The 21,084-nt window shown below is 63.0% G+C and carries 19 protein-coding genes and 4 tRNA genes; 5 read left to right on the top strand and 18 right to left on the bottom strand.

Features of this window, described 5'->3' with window-relative positions:
- Positions 1–146: 146 nt before the first annotated feature.
- A complete protein-coding gene (locus CI601_RS05745; protein WP_121914651.1) occupies positions 147–1,421 on the top strand; it encodes an MIP/aquaporin family protein in 1,275 nt (424 codons plus the stop codon).
- 6 nt (positions 1,422–1,427) lie between these two features.
- Here CI601_RS05745 and CI601_RS05750 read toward each other — a convergent pair whose 3' ends face one another.
- From CI601_RS05750 to CI601_RS05830, 17 genes are all read right to left on the bottom strand, one after another.
- Complete coding sequence (locus tag CI601_RS05750) at positions 1,428–1,775, bottom strand: hypothetical protein (protein WP_024627736.1); 348 nt, start codon at positions 1,773–1,775, stop codon at positions 1,428–1,430.
- A gap of 133 nt (positions 1,776–1,908) precedes the next feature.
- Positions 1,909–3,282 carry an NAD-dependent succinate-semialdehyde dehydrogenase gene (locus tag CI601_RS05755; RefSeq protein WP_121914652.1) on the bottom strand — a complete coding sequence of 458 codons (1,374 nt, stop codon included), beginning with the start codon at positions 3,280–3,282 and terminating at the stop codon, positions 1,909–1,911.
- 131 nt (positions 3,283–3,413) lie between these two features.
- On the bottom strand, positions 3,414–5,015 hold the full coding sequence (gene purH, locus CI601_RS05760; protein ID WP_121914653.1) for a bifunctional phosphoribosylaminoimidazolecarboxamide formyltransferase/IMP cyclohydrolase: 1,602 nt from the start codon (positions 5,013–5,015) through the stop codon (positions 3,414–3,416).
- A gap of 52 nt (positions 5,016–5,067) precedes the next feature.
- A complete protein-coding gene (locus tag CI601_RS05765; RefSeq protein ID WP_121914654.1) occupies positions 5,068–6,444 on the bottom strand; it encodes a DUF6350 family protein in 1,377 nt (458 codons plus the stop codon).
- Positions 6,441–7,364, bottom strand: coding sequence for a succinate--CoA ligase subunit alpha (sucD, locus tag CI601_RS05770; protein ID WP_121914655.1), 924 nt, complete (start codon positions 7,362–7,364; stop codon positions 6,441–6,443). Before sucD ends, CI601_RS05765 begins: the two co-directional genes overlap by 4 nt.
- Positions 7,361–8,575: an ADP-forming succinate--CoA ligase subunit beta gene (sucC, locus tag CI601_RS05775; RefSeq protein WP_121914656.1), complete on the bottom strand. Its 1,215-nt coding sequence runs from the start codon at positions 8,573–8,575 to the stop codon at positions 7,361–7,363. The genes sucD and sucC overlap by 4 nt, the downstream gene beginning before the upstream one ends.
- Before the next feature lie 22 nt (positions 8,576–8,597).
- Entirely contained in the window at positions 8,598–9,182 is a 585-nt protein-coding gene (locus CI601_RS05780) for an adenine phosphoribosyltransferase (protein WP_121914818.1), read from the bottom strand.
- 108 nt (positions 9,183–9,290) lie between these two features.
- On the bottom strand, positions 9,291–9,881 hold the full coding sequence (locus CI601_RS05785) for a preprotein translocase subunit YajC (protein WP_121914657.1): 591 nt from the start codon (positions 9,879–9,881) through the stop codon (positions 9,291–9,293).
- A 66-nt stretch (positions 9,882–9,947) separates the two neighbouring features.
- Positions 9,948–11,024, bottom strand: coding sequence for a Holliday junction branch migration DNA helicase RuvB (ruvB, locus tag CI601_RS05790; protein ID WP_229133233.1), 1,077 nt, complete (start codon positions 11,022–11,024; stop codon positions 9,948–9,950).
- 3 nt (positions 11,025–11,027) lie between these two features.
- Positions 11,028–11,639 carry a Holliday junction branch migration protein RuvA gene (ruvA, locus tag CI601_RS05795; RefSeq protein ID WP_121914658.1) on the bottom strand — a complete coding sequence of 204 codons (612 nt, stop codon included), beginning with the start codon at positions 11,637–11,639 and terminating at the stop codon, positions 11,028–11,030.
- Between the two features lie 42 nt (positions 11,640–11,681).
- The gene (gene ruvC / locus CI601_RS05800; protein ID WP_024627746.1) at positions 11,682–12,263 is read right to left on the bottom strand and encodes a crossover junction endodeoxyribonuclease RuvC; all 582 of its coding nucleotides are present in this window, start codon (positions 12,261–12,263) and stop codon (positions 11,682–11,684) included.
- A 4-nt stretch (positions 12,264–12,267) separates the two neighbouring features.
- Complete coding sequence (locus CI601_RS05805) at positions 12,268–13,023, bottom strand: YebC/PmpR family DNA-binding transcriptional regulator (protein ID WP_024627747.1); 756 nt, start codon at positions 13,021–13,023, stop codon at positions 12,268–12,270.
- 61 nt (positions 13,024–13,084) lie between these two features.
- A complete protein-coding gene (locus CI601_RS05810) occupies positions 13,085–14,371 on the bottom strand; it encodes a glycosyltransferase family 4 protein (RefSeq protein ID WP_121914659.1) in 1,287 nt (428 codons plus the stop codon).
- A complete protein-coding gene (locus CI601_RS05815; protein ID WP_121914660.1) occupies positions 14,346–15,356 on the bottom strand; it encodes a phosphatidylinositol mannoside acyltransferase in 1,011 nt (336 codons plus the stop codon). Before CI601_RS05815 ends, CI601_RS05810 begins: the two co-directional genes overlap by 26 nt.
- Before the next feature lie 4 nt (positions 15,357–15,360).
- Positions 15,361–16,035, bottom strand: coding sequence for a phosphatidylinositol phosphate synthase (pgsA, locus tag CI601_RS05820; RefSeq protein ID WP_121914661.1), 675 nt, complete (start codon positions 16,033–16,035; stop codon positions 15,361–15,363).
- A gap of 3 nt (positions 16,036–16,038) precedes the next feature.
- Complete coding sequence (gene thrS / locus CI601_RS05825) at positions 16,039–18,084, bottom strand: threonine--tRNA ligase (RefSeq protein ID WP_121914662.1); 2,046 nt, start codon at positions 18,082–18,084, stop codon at positions 16,039–16,041.
- 76 nt (positions 18,085–18,160) lie between these two features.
- The gene (locus tag CI601_RS05830) at positions 18,161–18,991 is read right to left on the bottom strand and encodes a PAC2 family protein (RefSeq protein WP_024628113.1); all 831 of its coding nucleotides are present in this window, start codon (positions 18,989–18,991) and stop codon (positions 18,161–18,163) included.
- Between the two features lie 162 nt (positions 18,992–19,153).
- Between CI601_RS05830 and CI601_RS05835 the strand changes: the two genes are divergently transcribed.
- The 4 genes from CI601_RS05835 (at position 19,154) to CI601_RS05850 (ending at position 19,523) form a co-directional block, all read left to right on the top strand.
- Positions 19,154–19,226 (top strand) — tRNA-Gly (locus CI601_RS05835).
- A gap of 27 nt (positions 19,227–19,253) precedes the next feature.
- Positions 19,254–19,324: transfer RNA gene (locus CI601_RS05840), tRNA-Cys, on the top strand.
- Between the two features lie 23 nt (positions 19,325–19,347).
- Positions 19,348–19,419 (top strand) — tRNA-Val (locus tag CI601_RS05845).
- A gap of 31 nt (positions 19,420–19,450) precedes the next feature.
- Positions 19,451–19,523: transfer RNA gene (locus tag CI601_RS05850), tRNA-Val, on the top strand.
- 618 nt (positions 19,524–20,141) lie between these two features.
- Here CI601_RS05850 and CI601_RS05855 read toward each other — a convergent pair.
- Positions 20,142–20,795, bottom strand: a complete 654-nt coding sequence (locus CI601_RS05855) for a transcriptional regulator (protein ID WP_121914663.1) — start codon at positions 20,793–20,795, stop codon at positions 20,142–20,144.
- Positions 20,796–21,084 lie beyond the last annotated feature (289 nt).

Raw genomic sequence — 21,084 nt, forward strand, 5'->3', positions numbered from 1 at the left:
ATATGTAACGGTTAACGTTCCGGGCGACCGCAGCCGCCAAAAGGTCATATCATACTATATCGGAGCCTAGGGAAGTGTTGTTGGCTTGCCCTAAGCTGGAAGCTGTTGTTGTTCATTGTCGTCGAAGGGATTGCAAGGTGGGGAACATGACTATGGAAGCAAGTGCTGAGCCGGTCCTCGAACAGGCCGACGGGCAGGTTGCCGCAAAGCCCGTCCGCAGGCGGATCAGGCCTCGTGATGTTCGTTGGATTCGTGCCGCCGCCGAGCTGGCGGGCACCTTCCTGATCTGCGCGGTCATCTACCTGTCCTACAGCTTCGGCCAGCTGGTCATGGGCCAGCCCAGTGTGGTGCTGCCGGTCCTGGGAACCGCCCTGACCTACCTGGTCGTGACAGCCATGTTTGGCGGCGTCTCCGGCGGACACTTCAACCCCGCCGTGACCGTAGCCGCCATGTTCACCTCGCAGATCAGCATGGTGGACGGGCTGATCTACATCGTCGCCCAGGTGATCGGCGCTATCGGCGCCGGTGCACTCGCTGTCGCCCTTGTGCCGGTCAGCAAGTCCGTGCCGGACAGGACCTGGCTCATGTTCTCGGTCAACGGTTTTTCCGGCGGTTCGCCCGCTGCGGCCACCCTGGGCCAGCAGCACATCGCCTTCGGGGCGCCCATGGCCATCGTGGTTGAGCTGATCGGCTGCATGATCGTGGTGGCTGCGGCCATCACCACCCTGCGCTCTGACGGACGTGCCCGCCGCAATCATGCTCTCTACACCGGGCTGGCCTATGGCGTCGGCGTGCTGGTCACCTACCCCATCACCTGCTCGGGACTGAACCCGGCTCGCTCCACCGGTATCGCCATCTTCGCCCAGTCCAAGCACATGGCCGTCAGCCCGATCTCCCAGCTCTGGCTCTTCTGGATCTGCCCGCTGCTGGCTGCCTCTCTGGTGGCCCTGGTCATCATCATGACCAGCATCATCACCGACAACATGGCCATGCGTGCCATGGGCGCTGCCACTGATGCGCAGCGTGTTGCACAGGTGGATGCAGATGCTCAGGCACAAGCACAAGCTGATGCTTTTGCCCCCGGTGCCCAGGCTCAGGTGGGCCCGGATGCTCAGGCTGAAGCCTTTGCTCCTGCCGGTGCCCAGGCTCAAGATCAATCGGCCCAGGCATCACCCGCTCCGGTTCAAACCCCTGTTGCTGGTACAACTGACACGGTCGCCCCTGCAGACACCAATGCTCAGACCGTCGATGTATCGTCTCTATCCGATTCCGATGCAGAGCAGGATGCTGATGCTGGAAAGGATGCTGTTGCCCCCGCTAATGCAGGAACCATTCCCGATCTGCAGGTCGAGCCCCTTCATACTGCTTCGGAAACAGAAGACAGTGATGATCAATCCGAAGACAAGCCTACTGAAAGCTGAGAGGGGTCACAGCATCAGCTGAATGCTGGTGTAGGTGACCAGCAGGCCAATGCCTAGGGCGATGCTGATGAAGGCATCGAAGGGCACCGACCGCACCTTCCAGGGGCTGCGTTCCTTGAGGATCAGACGCAGGGCGCCGCAAACCAGGGCCGCGACGGACACCAGTCCAGTCGCGGCCCATGTGTATCCGCAGAAGGCCACGAGCGCGGCGACAAGCACCACGAGAAAGATGATGGCCTCGCAGATAGGACGACCCTCCTGAGCCTCCGAGACGAAGGGGTGGCCTCGACCAGAAGTCTTGGGCGGTTGCGGGGGCTTGAGGTTCGGGTTTTCGGTCTTAGCCGCGTCTGCCATGTTCTCCTGCCTTCTGCACATGCTCTGTCGGTTCGAGCCTACCAGTGCTGCTGACGCAAAGCGACCGTGCCGCCATCGCCCTTGGACGATGATGGCACGGTCGCTGTTTCAACAAGGAGCCGGAGCAGTCCGATCAGTTCTTGTGCTGGAAGATCAGATGCTCGTTGGCGAAGGTGTCGAAGCCCAGGCTGTAGAGCTCGCGGCCGTAGCCGGAGTTCTTGATGCCGCCGAAGGGCAGTTCAGGCATGGTCACCCATCCGCCGTTGATGAAGGTCATGCCGGTCTCGATGCGACGGGCCAGGGCATCCGCATGGTCGGTATCCGAGGAGAAGACCACACCGCCCAGGCCATAGCTGGAGTCGTTGGCCAGTTCAATGGCCTCATCCTCGTTGGCCACCTTGTAAATGGAGGCCACAGGGCCGAACATCTCCTGGTTGTAGACAGGGTTGTTACGGTCAATGTCCGTCAGAACCGTCGGGGTGAAGAAGGCCCCCGGCGAATCGTAGGGCTTGTTGCCGTAGGCGACCTTGGCTCCACCGGCCACAGCGCTTTCGACCTGCTTGGCCAGGTTGTCGCGTGCGGAGACCATGCACATGGGGGCCAGCGTGGTTTCGGGGTTGCTGGGATCGCCCAGAACCGCGTGTGAGAAGGCATCGACGATGAGCGAAACGAAGTCATCGTAGCGATTCTCCGTGACGATGAAACGCTTGGAGGAGGTGCAGACCTGGCCGGCGTTCGTCAGCCTGGCGCCCGGGGCCACCTTCTTGAGCAGATCCCAGTCAGCATCATCCAGGACGATGAAGACGTCGTTGCCGCCCAGCTCCATGGAGGACTTCTTCAGGTTGGCTCCAGCCGACTTGGCCACGGAGGCGCCGCCGCGCTCCGACCCGGTCAGGGCCACGCCAGAGACGCGGGGATCGGCGATGGCATGGTCCACCTGTTCATAGTTGACGAAGAGGTTGGTCAGGCTGCCCTCGGGGGCTCCTGCTTCTTTCACGGTCTGCTCGAAGGCCACAGCCGAGCCGGGCACGTTGGAGGCGTGCTTGAGGATCATGGGGTTGCCCAGAATGAAGTTGGGGGCGAACACGCGCATGATCTGGTAGTAGGGGAAGTTCCAAGGCTCAACCATGAACACGATGCCGGTGGCCTGCTTGACGTAGTAGGCCTTGCCGGCGGGGTTGTCCAGGGGGACGGGAGCCAGCAGCTCCTCGGCGTGGTCGGCGAAGTAGTCGGCGATGTCCGCGCACAGCTCCACCTCGGCTCGGGCCTCACCCACCAGCTTGCCCATGTCCAGGGTCAGGTTGGCTGCCAGGGTATCCTCGTTCTGACGGAAGAGCTTGGCGACCTGACGCAGTTGTGCGGGACGGTCACCGGGACCCTCCTGTTTGCGCCAGGTCTTGTAAAGGTCATGGCCACGGGCCAGGGCGTTCTCCAGGTCTTCATCGGTGGCATCTGGATAGGTCTTGATCAGTTGGTTGTTAAAAGGATTGACAGTCTGATAGGTCACAATATCTCCTTCGAATTATGGGTACCTAGTCAGCATCATCGCTGGTCAGTTCATTCAGCATATCACCGCATTGGACCCTGTGGTCAAAGAATTTGCCGCAGGGCGACATTTGACCGCAGGGTCCGGTTTCATCAGTGGAAGAAGTGGCGTGTCCCGGTCAGATACATGGTCAGATCGGCGTCCTGGGCGGCCTTGATCACCTCTGGATCACGGATGGATCCTCCCGGCTGCACCACGGCCCTGATGCCGGCCTGGATCAGATATTCCAGACCATCTGCGAAGGGGAAGAAGGCATCGGATGCGGCCACTGAGCCCTTGGCGCGGTTACGGCCCTCATCCAGCGTGTTGGCCCGCTCGACTGCCAGGTGGCTGGAGTCCACCCTGTTGACCTGGCCCATACCAATGCCCACGGTGGCTCCCTGGTTGGCCAGGAGCACCGCGTTGGACTTGACCGAGCGGATGGCCCGCCAGGCGAAGGTCAGATCATCCATGGTTGCCTGGTCGGCTGGGTTGCCGGAGACCAGACGCCAGGTGGAGGGATCGTCTCCCGGGGCGTCGATCAGGTCGGGCGTCTGTACCAAAGCTCCCCCGTCGATTTGACGGATGATCGGGCGCTGACGTGGACGGCGTTGCACAGACAGGATGCGCAGGTTCTTCTTGGTCCGCAGTAGGTCCAGTGCCTCGGGCTCATAGCTTGGAGCCACAATCACCTCGGTGAAGACCGGCTTGATCTGCTGGGCCATGGTCAGGGTGACCGTGCGGTTGGCGGCGATGACCCCGCCATAGGCGCTCATGGGATCGCAGGCGTGGGCGCGGCGGTGGGCCTGGGCGATGTCCTCCCCCACGGCCAGACCGCAGGGGTTGGAGTGCTTGACCACGGCCACTGCGGGCAGGTCGGGGAAGTCCCAGACCGAGCGCCAGGCGGAATCCGCATCCACGTAGTTGTTGTAGCTCATTTCCTTGGCCCCACCCAGGTGCTCTGCAGCGGCGAAGCCATCACGATCCAACGGGTCCAGGTAGAGGGCGGCCTTCTGGTGGGGGTTCTCCCCGTAGCGCAGCTGGCTGGCCAGACGCCAGGTGCGCGTCAACGCCTGGGCTGGCTTCTGATCCTCGGCCTTGTCCTTCTTGTCGTCGACCCATGTGCGCGCTGTCCACTCGGCGATGGCCGCATCATAGGAGGCAGTCAGGGCGAAGGCTTTGGCAGCCAGACGTCCGCGTTCGGCCAGGCTGAAACCGGTGCCGGAGGCGATGCGGTCGGCTGCCAGGGCATAGTCGTCCGGGTCGGTGATCACAGCCACGCTGGCATGGTTCTTGGCGGCGGCCCGGATCATGGCAGGGCCGCCGATGTCGATGCGCTCCAAGCACTGGTCAGCATCGGCGCCCTCGAGGACGGTCTGCTCGAAGGGGTAGAGGTTGACCACCACCAGGTCGAAGGGGGCAATGCCCAAGTCTTTGAGTTGCTGGACATGGTCGGGATTGGTCATGTCGGCCAGCAGCCCGGCATGGATATGCGGATCCAGGGTTTTGACCCGGCCGTCGAGACTCTCGGGAAAACCGGTGACCTTTTCCACCGGGGTGACCTGGACGCCCAGATCCTGCAGCTTCTTCGCGGTGCTGCCGGTGGAGACGACCTCGGTGCCTGCCTGGCGGAAGGCTGATGCCAGGGCCTCAAGACCCTGCTTGTGGTAGACCGAGACCAGTGCTCGGTTGATGGTTCGATTCGTGGTGACCATGGAAACTCCTACTCCTATGCTTGAATGCCGAGGCGCCCCGCCACCTTCGGACCTACTTGCCTGGTCTGCGGGTGGACGAGACCTGTCGTGGTGTGTCTGCTCGGTCGGTTGCCTTGGACTCCTTTCTCCCCTGACCGCGTGATTGGTTGTGTTTTTCCTTGTTTTCCGCCTTGGCGGAAGTCTTCTTGGTGTCTGCCTGGCGCAGATAGTCAATCAGGATGTCCTTGATGATGATCAAGGCGGCAATAACGAGTGCCAGCAGCCATACTCCCAGCAGACCTACCCCCAGGGAGGTCCCGATCATGCGCAGGGAGGAGGCTATGGGTACGCCCACTCCGGCAAGTCGATGGCGGCCCAGGGCCCCGTTGGAGAGTTGGAAAAGCAGGGCAAGACCGAGCAGGGTGACCAGCCAGGTCAAGGCCATGGCCAAGGTTGCCATCAGGAAGCAGACTGCGGTATCTCGGGACTTCAGTCCCGCTTGGCGCACAGCGGCGTGAATTCTGACACCCCATGGTCCGGTCAGCAGCAGAATGCCGGCGACCACTCCGGCCAGCAGAGGCAGGTTGAGCAGGAGCAGACGAACCTCCTGCCGGTAGACCGGCTCCGGGAACAGCCCGAAGAGGGGCAGCGAGGGCAGACTTGAGGCGTGCCCTGACCAGAGGGTGAAGGTCGCCAGCCCGCCGATGTTGAAACCGCTTCCGAAAAGCCAGGAGGTAGCCCAGATGATCAGATTGGGTAGCCAGGCCAGGGAGGCCAGACTGGTCGTGACAGCCGAGGCGGTGCCCATACGTGTCAGTTTGAACAGACGACCCACGTCTCCGTGATAGAGGGCGATCCATACAATCAGGGCGATCAGGCCGGCGAGCAGCATGGCGGCCAAGAGTATCGATCCGGCTGTGAGCCCAAGCCGAATGGTCCTGCGAACCTGAACAGGCACGGTCTCTTTAATTCGTTTGGTGAAAGCCTGGCGGAATGGTTCAGAGCGGACCCAGGCCCAGCCGTAACCCAATAGGAAGACCAGGCTGGTCCGCAAAAGAATGACCGGGGTGGTGTCCACCTGGACGGTCTGACTGCCCTGCATGAGGATGAGGCTGCACAGCACCCAGACGACCAGGCCGGCAATGCAACCACCGACGGACATGCCCAGTCGACTGACCAGGGAGCGGATCATCCAGATCAGCAGGCCGGTCAGCAGCAAGGGGATGATGGTCAGGGTCAGGGCCCCGGCCGTGAATCCACAGCCCTGGGTGAGCAGGGTGATGGTTTCCGTCAGGGCCACAGTGGCCATGGACAGTGATGGCCCGCCCTCCTCAATGGAAATGATGAGCAGGAGCAGGGCCATGCAGGCGCCGAGAGCGACAGTGTAGATAAGTATGGCTAGGAAGGCCTCTAGGGCCCCCCGGAGCCACACTTTCACCCTGTCGGTCATATGATGGCATGCTCCCGTAGCAGGTCGCGGGTCAGGCGGGCCGTCTCGCCAGGTGTGGTACCCACCTTGATGCCGACGGACTCAAGCACTTCCTTCTTGTCAGCGGCCGTGCCCTTGCCGCCCGAGATGATGGCTCCGGCGTGGCCCATCTGCTTGCCTTCTGGGGCGGTGAAGCCGGCGATATAGGCCACGATGGGCTTGGTCATGTGGGTGGAGGCCCATTGGGCGGCCTCCTGCTCAGCCGAGCCGCCGATTTCGCCGATCATGACGCAGGCCTTGGTTTCAGGATCGCGGTTGAAGGCCTGCAGAGCCTCCAGCATGGTGGTGCCGACGATGGGGTCGCCGCCGATGCCCAGGCAGGCGGTGAATCCGATGGAGGACAACTCCCCCATGAGCTGATAGGTCAGTGTGCCGGACTTGGAGACCAGTCCCAGCGGACCGCGACCGGCGATACCTTGAGGGATGATGCCCAGGTCTACGCCGACGCCGTTGGGTCGGTCGGACATGGTCATCAGTCCTGGGCAGTTGGGGCCAACGATGCGGCAGCCGTGTTCCCTGGCCAGGGCCACGCAGTATGCGGTATCGGCCACGGGAATGCCCTCGGTGATGACCACGATCAGGGTGATGCCGGCCTCGATGGCTTCGACCATGGCATCCTTGGCGAACCTGGGCGGGACGAAGACCACAGAGGTACGGGCTCCGGTCGCCTGGCGGGCGGCTGTGCAGTCGGCGTATACGGGCACATGACGGGTCTGGCCGTCCGGACCGTCGAAGTCGACCGTCATTCCGGCCTTGCGGGCGTTGACTCCGGCCAGGATGTTGGTGCCGGCCGCCATCATGTGGGCCGTGTGGACCATGCCCTGGTGACCGGTCATGCCCTGGACCATGACGGGGGCGCCGTCTTCAATGAAGAGGGTCATCGTCCCGTCTCCTTTCCTGCTTGGGCGGCCAGGGCCACGGCCTGGTCTGCCGCCTCCTCCATGGTGCGGGCCACCTTGAGCCGAGGCTGTTGGGCCTTGGCCAGCAGGTCCAGCCCCTCGGCAGCCTCATTGCCGTCAAAGCGGACCACGATGGGCCGGTCGTCGTTCTGGTCCTGCTCACCCTCAGCATCCACGGCGGCCAGGATGCCCTGGGCCACCTGCTGGCAGGAGGTGATGCCTCCATAGACGTTGACCATGACCGAACGGACCTTGGGGTCGGAGAGGACCACGTCCAGGCTGGTACGCATGACTTCAGGAGAGGCTCCGCCGCCGATGTCGAGGAAGTTCGCGGGTCCGATAGGAAGGCCCTGGCGCTGTCCTGATCCGGCCACCGCATCCAAGGAACTCATGACCAGTCCTGCGCCGTTGCCGATGACACCCACCTGACCGTCCAGATGGACGTAGTGCAAGCCCGCAGCCTTGGCCTTGGCTTCCAGGGGGTCGACCTGAGCTGGGTCCGTGAACCGCTTCCATCCGTCGTGCCGGAAGGCTGCGTTCCCGTCCAGGGAGATCTTGGCATCGAGGGCATCCAGGTGCTTGGTGGCCTCGTCGTCAGGGTCGCCCACCTTGGCCAGGGGGTTGATCTCGACCAGGGTTGCATCGCTGTCCTGGAAGGTGTGCCACATGCCCAGAAGTATCTGTGCAGCCTGCTCCAGATCGGCATGGTAGAAGCCGATGCGCTCGGCCATGGTGCGGGCGGCCTGCCTGTCGAAATCCTCCAGGGGGCCGATGTGCAGGCGCCGAACCGATTCGGGGTGCTCGCGGGCGATGGTCTCCACCTCGGTGCCGCCGCTGGCCGTGGCCAGGACATCATAGTCCCGGGAGGTGCGGTCCACTGAGATGGACAGGTAGTACTCGTGCAGGATGTTGCGGGCCTCTGTGACCAGGATCCCGCTGACCGGATGGCCATCGATGTTCATGGGCAGGATGGCCTCGGCCAAGGCCACAGCCTGCTCGTGATTCTCGGCCCGCTTGACGGCTCCGGCCTGTCCCCGGTGGCCGATCGTGGCCTGGCCCTTGATCATGCAGGGATAGCCGATGACGTCGGCTGCCTGGCCGGCCTCTTCTGCGGTTGAGGCATAGACGGCCCTTGGCTGGGAGATGCCATGTTCAGCGAGCAGCTGCCTGGCTTGGTATTCGTACAAATCCATGGTGATGGTCCCCCAATCGTGCTCAGGCGGGCATGTTCATCAGGCAGGTGACCGGGTAGGCGCCCAGGGCCTTGCGACCGTCCAGACCGTTGAGCTCCATGACGAAGCTGAAACCGGCCACCTGGCCTCCGGCCTGCTCCACCAGGCGTGCAGCTGCCTGGGCGGAACCGCCGGTGGCGATCAGGTCGTCGACAATCAGGACTCGCTGGCCAGGGCGCAGGGAGCCCTGCTCGATTTCGATGCGGGCGTTGCCGTATTCGAGGGCGTATTCCTGGCTGTAGGTAGGATCGGGGAGCTTGCCAGCCTTACGCATGGGCAGGAAGCCCTTACCCAGGTCGCAGGCCAGCTGGGGGCCGATCAAGAAGCCGCGAGCCTCAAGCCCGGCGACCAGATCGAAGTCCTCCGGCTTGATGGGCAGGGTGCGCTTCATGGCGTCGAGGATGATGGCCAATCCCCTGGGGTCCGACATGGCCGGGATGAAGTCCCTGAAAAGGATCCCCTTCTTGGGAAAGTCCGGAATGGTACGGATCAATGAGATCAGATAAGCGGCGTCGTCATCGCCCACCTGCTTAAGTTCTCCAACCTTGATATCGTCCGATTGAGCCATGATCTTCTTTCTGTTTTGCTCCTTGGAAGTGGTTGCCGGGGCCATCATACGCGCGCCGCGTTTCCGTTCGGAGTCAGCCTGACGGAAGGTGTGGCGCGCGTATGATGTTCAGGACTTGGCGGAAGTCGAATCCGAATCCTTGGAATCCTTGGACGCATCCGATTCGTCAGCGTCATCGGACTTTTCCTCATCCTCAGTCTCGGCCTTGTCTGATTCGTCTTCCGGCTCCGGCTCGGAATCCGACTTGGATTCGGCCTTATCCTTGCCCTCGGAAGCGGCAGAGTTCTCTGTGGCAGTATCGTCGGCGGCGGTGTCTTCACCATCGGCATTGTCGTCGGCGGTGGTGTCTTCAGCGTCGGTGACCTCGGCTGGGGCATCCGCATTTTCGGGCAGGGGGTTGCCGTTTTCGTCAACCTCGTCGTCGTGGATGTAGGCGGGGACGATGGGGGGCTTGGTGATGGCCTGGATGCGCCAGCGGGACTGCGAACCCTCGGAGTCGATGACCACCTGCTCCTTCTCCAGGTCCACGGAGACGACCTTGCCAAGAAGACCAGTCGTGGTGGCTACCTCGTCACCGGGCTGCAGGGACTGGCGGAAGTCCTGGACGGCGGCCTGCTGCTGCTTGCTCTTGCGGGAGCTTCCCCACATCATGGCGATCATCAGGGCAATGATGACGATCATGAAAAGCATGGATCCCATGGTTGTTTCCACTCCTTGTTTTGGCGGGCATCAAACGGCGATGTGCATTGCTGCGAAGACCCCAGTCTAGAACAGCTTCATGACATCCTCGGGCGGTTTGCGGCCCAGGTGCTCCCAGGCCTTGGTGGTGGCCACACGGCCCTTTGGGGTGCGCACCAGGAAGCCTTCGCGCACCAGGTAGGGCTCACAGACCGTCTCGACTGTCTCGGCCTCCTCGCCCACCATGGCGGCCAGGTTGTTCAGGCCCACGGGACCGCCGTCGAAACTGTTGACGATGGCCTTGAGGACGGCCAAATCCAGACGGTCCAGCCCCTCAGAGTCAATCTGGTAGAGGGCCAGGGCCTGCTTGACGTCATCGGGGCCGACTTCGGGAAGATCGTGGACTATGGCCCAATCGCGCACACGGCGCAGGAGGCGGTTGGCGATCCTGGGTGTGCCGCGGGAGCGCAGGGCCAGCTGATGGGCGGCATCATCCTGCAGGACGATGCCCAGCACCTTGGCCGATCGCTCGACCAGCTTCTCCAGCTCCTCCTCCGGGTAGAAGTCCAGATGGGCGGTGAAGCCGAAACGGGCCCGCAGGGGCGAGGGCAGCATGCCTTCACGGGTGGTGGCGCCGATGACCGTGAACCTGGGCAGGGTCAGTGGAATGGAGGAGGCTCCGGGGCCCTTGCCCACCATGACATCCACGCGGAAGTCCTCCATGGCGATGTAGAGCAGCTCCTCGGCGGCCCTGGGCAGGCGGTGGATCTCGTCGATGAAGAGCACTTCGCCGGCCTCCAGGGAGCTCAGGATGGAGGCCAGGTCGCCGGCATGCTGAACAGCCGGCCCCGAGGTGACGCGGATGGGCACCTCCAGCTCGTGGGCGACGATCATGGCCAGGGTGGTTTTGCCCAGGCCTGGAGGGCCTGCCAGCAGGATGTGATCCGGGGCCACGTCCCGCTTTTTGGCGGCCTCCAGGAAGAGCCCCAGCTGGGCCTTGAGCCGGGGCTGGCCGATGAACCCGTCCAGGGTTTCCGGACGCAGCTCCTCGTCGCTGACAGGCTCGCCTTCGATGGGCCGGGCCGAGACCATCCGCAGGGATTCCTCCTGGGCATCGCCATTCTGGGAGTCGATGTATCCCGTAGACATCTGCTTGTCAGCCATGGGTCAGCGCCCCCTGTCCAGCCGTGTCAGGGCCTGCTTGAGCACCTTGGGAATGTCGGCCGACTGCAGGGGAAGGGTGTAGCCACCCTCGTTGCAGGTCTGCTCCACGGCCTGCTCGGCATCGCGTTGCAACCAGCCCAGGGAGATCAGTCCCTCAACCACCTGGTGGGCGCCATCGTCGGTCTGGGCGGGTCCCTGCTTGCCTGTGCCGGCATCCAGATCCAGCTTGCCGGAGAGCTCGAGGATGATCTTTTGAGCGCCCTTCTTGCCCAGGCCCGGCGCACGGGACAGAGCCGCAGCATCACCGTCAGCCACGGCCTGGGCCAGCTGGTCCGAGTTCAGAGTGGCGAGGATGGACAGGGCCACGCGCGGTCCGATGCCGCTGACCTTCTGTAGCTGGGCGAAGAGGGATTTGGAGGTGCGGCTGAGGAACCCGTAGAGGGTCAGCGCGTCCTGGGTCAGGGACAGGGCGGTGTAGACGGTGACCGTGGATTCGGCCCGCATGGAGGCCAGATCCGACTGGGGCATGCGCACCTCGAAACCCACCCCCGAAACATCGATGACGGCAGAGCCTGTTTCGATGGCGGCCACCCGCCCGGTCAGCATTGCCAGCACTTGATCACCCCTCGATGGAATCGAACGTCTGTTCGAATCAGCTTACATGTCTCGCTGGACTCCCCGGTGCCTTCCAAACTTGGCAGAGGCCTGGGCCCACTGACGCTGGGCCTGGGTCAAATGTTCCTCGCGCTCCCCGCCTTGGATGGCCCCGGCAGGCCTTAGGGCGTGGCAGATGGCCTGGGCCAGAGCATCGGCGGCATCGGCGGGCTTGGGCAGCTGGTTGAGCCCGAGAATGCGGGCCACCATTCGTTGCACCTGGATCTTGTCAGCCTGGCCATTGCCGGTCACGGCCATCTTGGCCTCGGTGGGTGTATGCAGGGCGACGGGAATGCCTCGCTGAGCCGCCCCAAGCATGGCCAGCCCGGCTGCCTGGGCGGTTCCCAGCACGGTGTTGTGATTGGACTGGGCGAAGACCCGCTCGATGGATACCACGTCGGGGCTGAAACGGTCCAGGGCGGCCGTAAGCCCCTGGTAGATGGCCAGCAGGCGCAGGTCCTGGCTCTGTTCCGGGTCTGAGCGCACGACGTCCACATGAACAAAGGAAAGCCGGCGCGATGCACCGGCTTCAATAACGCCAACGCCGCATCGGGTGAGCCCCGGGTCGACGCCGAGAACGATCATAAGGTCACTCGTCGTCCAACTGGGCCATGACCTCGTCGGGCGCAGTCCAATTGCTGTAGATCTCCTGCACGTCGTCCAGGTCGTCCAGGTTGTCGATCAGCTTGGAGACCTTGCGGGCGGAGTCCAGGTCCAGGGTGACCTCGCTCTTGGGATTGAGGACCAGGTCGGCGGAGTCGTAGTCCATACCGGCGTCCTGCAGGGCCTTGCGGACGTTGACCATGTCACCAGGGGCGGTCAGCACGGTGTAGCTCTCGCCGTTGTCCTGCACGTCCTCAGCACCGGCCTCGGCGGCCTTCTCGAAGACCGTATCGTAGTCCAGTCCCTCCGAGGGGACGATGATCTGGCCCTTGCGCTCGAAGTTGAAGCTGACCGACCCGTTCTGGGCCAGGGAGCCGCCGCCCTTGGTCAGGGTGGAACGGACCTCAGCGGCCGCGCGGTTGCGGTTGTCGGTCAGGCACTCGATGATGATGCCCACGCCGGCAGGAGCGTAGCCCTCGTAGACGATGGTCTCGTAGTTGGCTGCTCCGGCCTCCTCACCCGAGCCGCGCTTGACGGCCCTGGTGATGTTGTCTGCGGGCACGGAGGACTTCTTGGCCTTGACGATGGCGTCGTAGAGAGTGGGATTGCCGTCGGGGTCACCGCCGCCGGTGCGGGCAGCGATCTCGATGTTCTTGATCAGCTTGGCGAAGAGCTTGCCACGCTTAGCGTCGATGGCTGCTTTCTTGTGCTTGGTGGTCGCCCACTTCGAATGCCCTGACATATGTCTCCTGACGGTACGAATGCGTAAACGAATGGAATTCTAGTTCCGCTCTTCGACAATTTTACGAGTTTTCAGGGCCTTCCGTGGGGGCTTCATCGTAAGGAGAACCAGCCTTCCGGCCCACCAGCCTGCCCAGCAGGCCACGGCGATGATCGGGCCGGGCTGCCAGGGCCCGGGCATAGACATCCAGAACCTGGTCGGTGACCCGCTCCCAGTCGTAGTCGCCGGCCCGACGCATTCCGCACGAGGCCAGGTTTAGGCGGGCAGGTCGGTCGTCCAGCAGTTCAAGGACCGCCCTGGCGCAGTCCTGGGGGTTTCCGGTGGCGAACAGACGTGCGCTTCGGCCGTTCTGGGAGACGTCCTCGAAGGCTGGCAGGTCCGAGGCTACCACCGGGCAACCTGCCGCCATGGCCTCGACCAGCACGATGCCAAAGCTCTCTCCCCCGGTCTGTGGCGCCACATACAGGCCCAGGCTGTGGTAGAAGGAGGCCTTGTCCTCGTCACTGATCCGACCCAGGAAGGTGAAGTGTTGGGCCAGACCGGGATCGACGTCCTCAAGTATTTTCCGGGCTTCCGCCTGCCCGTCGCCTGCACACAGGAAGCGGGCTCCGGGCACGCGCTGCAGAATGGAAGGTGCAGCCTGGGCCAGAATCTTGAACCCCTTGCGCTCCTCCTTCATCCGTCCCAGGAATCCGATGGTGGGTTCCCGCTCGCTCCCCTGCCATTCCGGGCGCGGCCGGGCATTGCGCAGGGCTCTGGTCTCGATACCGTTGGGGATGATCTGGCTGGGTATGCCCGGCTCCAGCAGATTCTTGGCGTTTTGCATGGCCGAGGGGCTGACGAAGATGGCCTGGTTGATGTTGGCCAGGTATCGGCGCAGGTAGCGCCTGGTCAGCCTCAAGGCCAGCGGCGTTGTATCGAAGGCCGCATGGAAGGTGGCTACATAGGGGCAGGGAATGAATCCGGGCCTCAGGGGCTTGTGACTCAGGGAGGGCACCTCGGGCTCGTGCAAATGCAGAATATCGAAGTGGCCTTGCCTGACCCACTGCCGGGTCTTGTGGCCGGCCACACCGAAGTAGCTCAGGTTGGCCACGGATCCGTTGTAGGGAATGGAGAAGGAGGAGCCGGTGGTATGCACCCAGAGGGGCATGTCCTGGGTGCGTCGGCCCGGGGCCAGAACCTGCACCTGGTGGCCACGGTCCATAAGATGCCTGGCGAAGTCGCGGATGTGCAGTTGGACGCCGCCCGGGGTCTCGAAGGAGTAGGGTGAGATGATCCCCACCCGCAGGGGCGCCTTGATGGCGGCCCGCTCTGATTCCTGCTCAGACCTTTGCTCGGGTGCCTTCATGCCCGTCACCTCCCTTGTTCTTGGATGCCTGGGCCAGGATGAAGTCCGGCAGGTCATGCATCCGGGAAAGATCCAGATCCTCAAGGAAAATCGGCTGGAGCATGTGCCAGTCCTCGGGATGCTCGCGAATTCCCCGGGCCCACTGGTCCACCCAGGCCTGGGTCAGGTCGTTGATGGCCTGCTCCCGGGGCATGTCCAGGTAGGGCTCGATGGCGATGGGCCCGTCCACCTGGCAGACATAGCCGTAGGGGGTCTTGGCCTGCCGGCGCCGCTCCCCCGTCAGCTTTTCCCTGTGCATGTTCACGGTATAGAGGGGCAGACGGGAATCCAGGGCGATGACGGCAGGACCTGCGGCCACGCGAATCCAGGAGTCGAAGGCCTTGACGAAGACGCCTCGGCGGCTCAGGTCGCGGTCGGCCAACAGGGGCACTACCTGATTGGGCTTCCGTAGCAGGGTTGTCAGACGGCCGGTGATGTCCGGCTCACCGGTCAGCAGGATGTTCATGCCCAGGCGGCGACGGATGTCCGCGAAGGTGTTGAGCATCCCCTGGTCCCTCAGCCGCTCGGCCACCGTGGTGACCTGACCGACCGTGGAACAGGCCCAGAAACCCGCGTAATCCCAGTTGCCCTGGTGGCCCATGCCGATGGGCAGGGAGCGCAGGCCGATGTCGGTCTTGGCCGGAGCCGGGTAGGCGTTGCCGCCACCGTGTATGCGTGCCAGCAGCTGCTCCTTGGTGCGGGCCCCCACGGTCAGGGCCTCGACGAAGTAGACGAAGTAGGAGCGCATGCCCTGGCGCGAGGTGCGCCGCAGGCTGCGATGGTCGGCCTCTGGCATGACATGGGCCAGGTTGCGCTCCAGCTGTCTGACGCCGCCTATCCGGAAGAGCCAGCAGAGGTCGGCTGCCGCCAGGAAGAGACCGCGCAACAGCCGCTCGGACACCAGACGCGCGTGCTGCGCCAGAAAGATGAGCAGTCGGTCCGGCATAGGCTCACTCGTGGTTGGGGTTGGCAGGCTGCGGGTTGCGGCTCATGTCCTTGGCGACGTGGCTGATCCGTTGCCAGACGGTGACGATGCCCAGCAGGGCCAGCAGGACCAGGAAGCAGCTGAGCACAGCCAGGGGCAGCCCGGCCCCGGTCAGGGCCATGCCCACCAGGATGATGACCAGCCGGTCCGACCTGGTGGCGATGCCGTTCTTGGCCTCGAAGCCCTCGGCCTCGGCCCGGGCCCGGGCGTAGGAGGTGACGAATGAGGTCATGATGGCGAAGAGGGCAGCAGCCATGCCCACCTGGGCCCAGATGTCGGGACCCTGGTGGCTGCCATCAGCCACCCAGGCCAGCTCGTGGCGGCGTAGGTAGATGATGACCCCGGTCAGGACGGCCCAGTCGGCTATCCGGTCAAGGGTGGAGTCCAGGAAGCCCCCGAACTGGGTGCCACCGCCGGTCAGCGCGGCCACGGAACCATCCAGGGAGTCGAAGGCCACCAGGATGGCCAGGACGATGGCCCCGGGCAGGAGCCAGCCGGTGAACCCGGTCACGATGGCAACCAGTGTGGTGCCTACGGCTCCGCTGATGGTGACACCGTTGGCGCTCACGCCCAGACGAACCAGGCCGCGGGCGATGGGGGCGATGATGCGCTTCCAGGGGCGCCGTAGATGCTCGAACATTGGTCAGTCCTGACTGCAGGAGGTGTTCGCTCGGAAGTCGTCTGCCGAGTTGATCTGGGCGCGGACCTTGATGGCCTCGTTGATCCAGGCGCGGGCCTGCTCCACAGGCACCCCGTTGAGCTGGCTGCCGTCGCGGAAGCGGAAGGAGACCGCGTTCTTGGAGACGTCCTCCTCGCCGGCGATCAGGATGAAGGGGGCCTTGGACTTGGCCGCGTTGCGGATCTTCTTGCCGAAGCGGTCATCGGAGCGGTCGATCTCGCAGCGGACCATGTCGTCGCGCAGCTCGTCGAGCAGATGCTCCAGGTGGGGGGCGAACTCGTCGGCCACGGGCACGGCCTGCACCTGGACCGGGGCCAGCCAGGCCGGGAAGGCGCCGGCATAATGCTCCAGCAGAATGGCGAAGAAGCGCTCAATGGAGCCGAAGAGGGCCCGGTGGATCATGACCGGCCGCTGGTGGGAGCCGTCGGCTGCGATGTACTCAAGCTGGAAGCGCTCGGGCAGGTTGAAGTCCAGCTGAATGGTGGAGACCTGCCAGGTGCGCCCGATGGCATCTCGGGCCTGCACGGAGATCTTGGGCCCGTAGAAGGCGGCGCCCTCCGGGTCGTCGACCAGCTCCAGCCCGGAATCCTTGGCCACCTCGGCCAGGGTGTTGGTGGCCTCCTCCCAGACCTCGTCGGAGCCGACGAACTTGTTGGGATCCTTGGTGGACAGCTCCAGGTAGAAGTCGTTGAGGCCGAAGTCCTTCAACACCTTGAGCACGAACTGGAGCAGGTTGGTCAGCTCCCCCTTCATCTGGTCCCGGGTGCAGTAGATGTGGGAGTCGTCCTGGGTCAGGCCGCGCACGCGGGTCAGGCCGTGGACCTCGCCGGACTTCTCGTAGCGGTAGACGGTGCCGAACTCGAACAGCCTCAGGGGCAGCTCCTTGTAGGAGCGCTGCCGGGATTTGAAGATCAGGTTGTGCATGGGGCAGTTCATGGGCTTCAGGTAGTAGTCGAAGCCCTGGCGGGTCACCTTGCCGTTGGCATCCTTCTCCTCGTCCAGGTGCATGGGCGGGTACATGCCGTCCTTGTACCACTGCAGGTGGCCCGAGATCTCGTAAAGGTGGCCCTTGGTGATGTGCGGGGTCTGCACGAAGGAGTAGCCGTTGCGCCGGTGCATCTGCCGGGAGTAGTCCTCCATGGCGTTGATGATGGCCGCGCCCTTGGGGTGGAAGACGGGCAGGCCGGGCCCGATCTCGTCCGGGAAAGAGAAGAGGTCCATCTCGGCGCCCAGCTTGCGGTGGTCGCGGCGGGCGGCCTCCTCCAGACGGGCGGTGTAGGCCTTCATGTCGTCCTTGTTGGCCCAGGCGGTGCCGTAGATGCGCTGGAGCATGGGGTTCTTCTCATCCCCGCGCCAGTAGGCGGCAGCCGTGCGCATGAGCTTGAAGCAGCGAATGTAGCGGGTGTTGGGCAGGTGGGGGCCCCGGCAGAGGTCCTTCCAGACCGTGTTGCCCTCGCGGTCCAGGTTGTCATACATGGTCAGCTCGCCGCCGGTGGCCACCTCGGTGGCCTCCTCGCTGTTGATCTCGGCCTCCTTGGCACCGATCAGCTCCAGCTTGTAGGGCTGGTCGGCCTCCTCCTTGCGGGCCTCCTCCTCGGTGACCACGCGCCGGCGGAAGCTCTGGGAGGACTTGATGATCCGCTTCATCCGCTGCTCGATCTGCTTGAGGTCGTCGGGGGTGAAGGGCTTGTCCACGTCGAAGTCGTAGTAGAAGCCGTCCTTGATGACCGGGCCGATGCCCAGCTTGGCGTCCGGGCGGATCTCCTGGACGGCCTGGGCCATGACGTGGGTGGCCGAGTGCCGCATGATGGCCAGTCCCTGGTCGCTCTCCAGCGTGATGGGCTCGACCTTGTCACCCTCGTGCAGGGGTGTGTAGAGGTCGCGTGGCTGCCCGTTGAGGTCGACGGCGATGATGTCCTTGTCGTCAGCAAAAAGCTGGACGCCAGTCTGATCCGCCGCCACCTCCTTCCGTTCGCCCTTGACGATGATGGAGATGCTCGACTGTGTCATGAATGCCGTCCTTGCTATCGGAGCCCGCGTTACAGGGTGCAGGCTGGACATGGTTATCGTGCCACAGCCTAGGTCGTCACTCAGACAAGGAGGGGCCTTTGTTGCCCATGGAGCGCAGATAATCCTCGGCCTCACGGACCAGCTCTTCGGCGGCCGGCTCGTCCACCTGGGCCTGGTCGACATCCATCTCCAGACGGTGGACGTAGTTGGCCAGGTCGTCGTTGCAGCGCAGCAGCATGCCGGCCTGGGCCTTCCACTCGGCGGCCTTGCGGGGCAGTTCCCCCTCGTCAAGGTGAACGCCCAGCATGGCTGAGAGCCTTTGCAGCAACTGCAGGGTGCCCTGGGCGCACTCGTCGCTGCCCAGGTACTGGGGCACGGAGACCCAGATGGACTCGGTGCTGTAGCCGTCCTGGGTGGCCAGGGCGTCCAGAACGGTGGGGATGCCTATGGGGCCGGAGTGGCCGTCGGTGTCGGTCTTGGGCTGGTCGCCGGCCAGGTCGTCGATGGGCAGGGGCCTGGTGTGCGGGCAGTCGGCGAACATGGCGCCCAGGGTGATGATGGCCTCGGCCTCATCGTCTTCGGCCCAGTGGATGCTGCGCCGGCAGAAATCGCTCCAGTGGTAGTTGGGCTCCGGGCCCATCTCCAGCAGCAGGGTGTGGGTGTCATCAATCTGCACCCGGTAGATCTTGGTGGAGGGCCAGATGATCCGCCGCCTACCCTGCACATGGCAGAGCATGGGCCGTGACATCTGGTAGTCGTAGAACCCATCGCCCGGAATGCTGCCGATCTCGTGGGACTCGTAGACGTTCAACAGGTGGCGGATGACGTTGGTCGAGGCTGAGCACGCATCGTTCCAGCCATCGAAGGCGGCCACCATGGTGCAGTGCTGCCTGGCTTCTTCACTCATACCTCTCACCCTACCGGTAGGAAGCCTTGTATTTGGCGGCTTTGCCATCAGCGGAGGGTGGCTCTATGACGCGGCGACACGCGCTTTTTGCCAAGTGCGGGGGTCTACGCTACAGTAGTGCAACGTGCTTCGGCAGTCACCACCACGGTGAAAGTTGAAAGTGCGGGCATAGCTTAGTTGGTAAAGCGCGACCTTGCCAAGGTCGAGACCGCGGGTCCGAGTCCCGTTGCCCGCTCGAGGTTTCGAGCAGTTTAACCAATACGGTGGGTTAGCCAAGCGGTTAGGCAGCGGCCTGCAAAGCCGTATAGACGAGTTCGACTCTCGTACCCACCTCTCTCTCGAAACGAGAATGACCCGGGCGGTTGGCGCAGAGGTAGCGCACTTCCCTGACACGGAAGGGGTCACTGGTTCGAATCCAGTATCGCCCACGAGGATCACTTCGGTGGTCTTTCCCAATCCGGGCGATTGGCGCAGCGGCTAGCGCACTTCGTTCACACCGAAGGGGTCGCAGGTTCGATTCCTGCATCGCCCACCTGGATCCTCTACCTCTCCCCTATCTTCCATATAGAGACACTTATATCCAGAGACAGTTTTCAGTCAGTAATTGATGACTACAAATCTTCTGAATTGCTGTTAATCGTATTCCTAATGATCCACGATTGATGATTCCTCAAGCAGGAATTCAGGTAATAAATTATTGTTACCAATACAAACGAGGTTTGCTCTTCATGCTCACTTACAGTGCTCGTATCGGCTGAATTGCGTACCAGCTGACGCTTGCCATGCCGGTTGTCATGGCGGATAGCGAACAGGGTGTTGAGCATGTCCGGGACCTTGTGATAATTTGCTCTTAGCAACAGGTCGGGGGACCTGCCAGAAACGGGAGTACCTGATGCATCCTTGAAGAGGTGATAGCATGAAGAAAGGCCTAGGCCAATGAGGGCACGTAACTAGCCTGGCTGAATCTGCAATGCACCGCAGCTTGAGGAAACTGTGGTCTCCCTGTTTTACCTATGTAATACTTGCGTGGTCTGTATGTGTGACCACGTTCCGGTTGTCGCCAGTGGCGGCGGCCGTGCTGTAAAGCTCCTCCGGCGGCACAGAAATATACCCCCCTCTCCTGCCGCCGGAGGTTTTACTTTTTCAGGCCCTATTTGAGGGCCTGCAGGTACCGGTAAAGGGTGGGAATCGAAATCTTGAGCTCGGGGGCTACGATGCCCACCGCGCCCTTGATGAGGAAGATGCCCCGATCCTTGATGTTGCGGATGATGTCCAGCCTGTCCTGCTTGGTCAGCTTGTCCATGGGGATGTTGAACTGGCGGACCTCATCCCTGGTGATTCTGCGGATGTTCTCTGCAGGCTCCTCGCTCATGTGGCTGCGGGATGTCTCCGAGGAGATCTGCACATCGTCGGAGTCGATCGAGGACAGGGTCTGCAGCACATGGGCGGCCTGCTGCAACTCGGTAATGTTGATGCTGATGCAGAGCAGGCCAATGACGGTCTGCTCCTGGTTGCGGATCAGGTAGGAGGAGACACGGAACTCGTGCTTGTTCAGGCGGCGCCCACGGTAGTCGGAAACGAAATCGGCCCCGTCCTGGTCGGCCCGTGTGGCCAGCTGGAGCGTCTGGTCCGTAATCCCGTCACCCAGGGAGCGTCCGGAGAGCTGACCGTTGCGGATGAAGACGATGGAATTCTCCGGGCGGGTAATGTCATGCACAACAATCTCGGCCATAGGACCGAAGGAATCGGCTATGAATTCTGCCAGGGGAAATACCTGTTCAAGGTTGTCTACTGTGAAATGCATGGCTGATCCTCAACATCCTAACAGGGCGGCTTGTAGCCACCGGTTGGTGCTGCGGGAAGCGAAAGGTATTGGATGGCGTGATATGGTCCATCACCTCCATACCAGCCAATCGGCCTCCTCTAATCCCGTATATTAGACCTTCTTTTGCGCACTTCAGTCCTTTGCATACGGCCTATTGAGACCGCAGGAGTGCTGAAGTGCCGAAGGGGTTTTCATGGTAACGCATCAAGGCGGCTGAATCTTGCTTTTCGCAAACCCGGCCAGTCGTAACGGACTCGGTGTCGTAACG

Origin of the sequence: Bifidobacterium sp. wkB344 (assembly GCF_003688305.1) — a bacterium.
Taxonomy (GTDB): domain Bacteria; phylum Actinomycetota; class Actinomycetes; order Actinomycetales; family Bifidobacteriaceae; genus Bombiscardovia; species Bombiscardovia mizhiensis.

What these genes read in the sequence shown, in the direction of transcription:
- sucC (WP_121914656.1), bottom strand. Translation starts at nt 8,575, where the DNA reads ATGGATTTGTACGAATACCAAGCCAGGCAGCTGCTCGCTGAACATGGC.
- thrS (WP_121914662.1), bottom strand. Translation starts at nt 18,084, where the DNA reads ATGACACAGTCGAGCATCTCCATCATCGTCAAGGGCGAACGGAAGGAG.
- pgsA (WP_121914661.1), bottom strand. Translation starts at nt 16,035, where the DNA reads ATGTTCGAGCATCTACGGCGCCCCTGGAAGCGCATCATCGCCCCCATC.
- CI601_RS05785 (WP_121914657.1), bottom strand. Translation starts at nt 9,881, where the DNA reads ATGGGATCCATGCTTTTCATGATCGTCATCATTGCCCTGATGATCGCC.
- CI601_RS05810 (WP_121914659.1), bottom strand. Translation starts at nt 14,371, where the DNA reads ATGAAGGCACCCGAGCAAAGGTCTGAGCAGGAATCAGAGCGGGCCGCC.
- CI601_RS05780 (WP_121914818.1), bottom strand. Translation starts at nt 9,182, where the DNA reads ATGGCTCAATCGGACGATATCAAGGTTGGAGAACTTAAGCAGGTGGGC.
- purH (WP_121914653.1), bottom strand. Translation starts at nt 5,015, where the DNA reads ATGGTCACCACGAATCGAACCATCAACCGAGCACTGGTCTCGGTCTAC.
- CI601_RS05805 (WP_024627747.1), bottom strand. Translation starts at nt 13,023, where the DNA reads ATGTCAGGGCATTCGAAGTGGGCGACCACCAAGCACAAGAAAGCAGCC.
- CI601_RS05765 (WP_121914654.1), bottom strand. Translation starts at nt 6,444, where the DNA reads ATGACCGACAGGGTGAAAGTGTGGCTCCGGGGGGCCCTAGAGGCCTTC.
- CI601_RS05855 (WP_121914663.1), bottom strand. Translation starts at nt 20,795, where the DNA reads ATGCATTTCACAGTAGACAACCTTGAACAGGTATTTCCCCTGGCAGAA.
- ruvC (WP_024627746.1), bottom strand. Translation starts at nt 12,263, where the DNA reads ATGATCGTTCTCGGCGTCGACCCGGGGCTCACCCGATGCGGCGTTGGC.
- sucD (WP_121914655.1), bottom strand. Translation starts at nt 7,364, where the DNA reads ATGACCCTCTTCATTGAAGACGGCGCCCCCGTCATGGTCCAGGGCATG.
- CI601_RS05750 (WP_024627736.1), bottom strand. Translation starts at nt 1,775, where the DNA reads ATGGCAGACGCGGCTAAGACCGAAAACCCGAACCTCAAGCCCCCGCAA.
- ruvB (WP_229133233.1), bottom strand. Translation starts at nt 11,024, where the DNA reads ATGGCTGACAAGCAGATGTCTACGGGATACATCGACTCCCAGAATGGC.
- CI601_RS05830 (WP_024628113.1), bottom strand. Translation starts at nt 18,991, where the DNA reads ATGAGTGAAGAAGCCAGGCAGCACTGCACCATGGTGGCCGCCTTCGAT.
- CI601_RS05815 (WP_121914660.1), bottom strand. Translation starts at nt 15,356, where the DNA reads ATGCCGGACCGACTGCTCATCTTTCTGGCGCAGCACGCGCGTCTGGTG.
- CI601_RS05745 (WP_121914651.1), top strand. Translation starts at nt 147, where the DNA reads ATGACTATGGAAGCAAGTGCTGAGCCGGTCCTCGAACAGGCCGACGGG.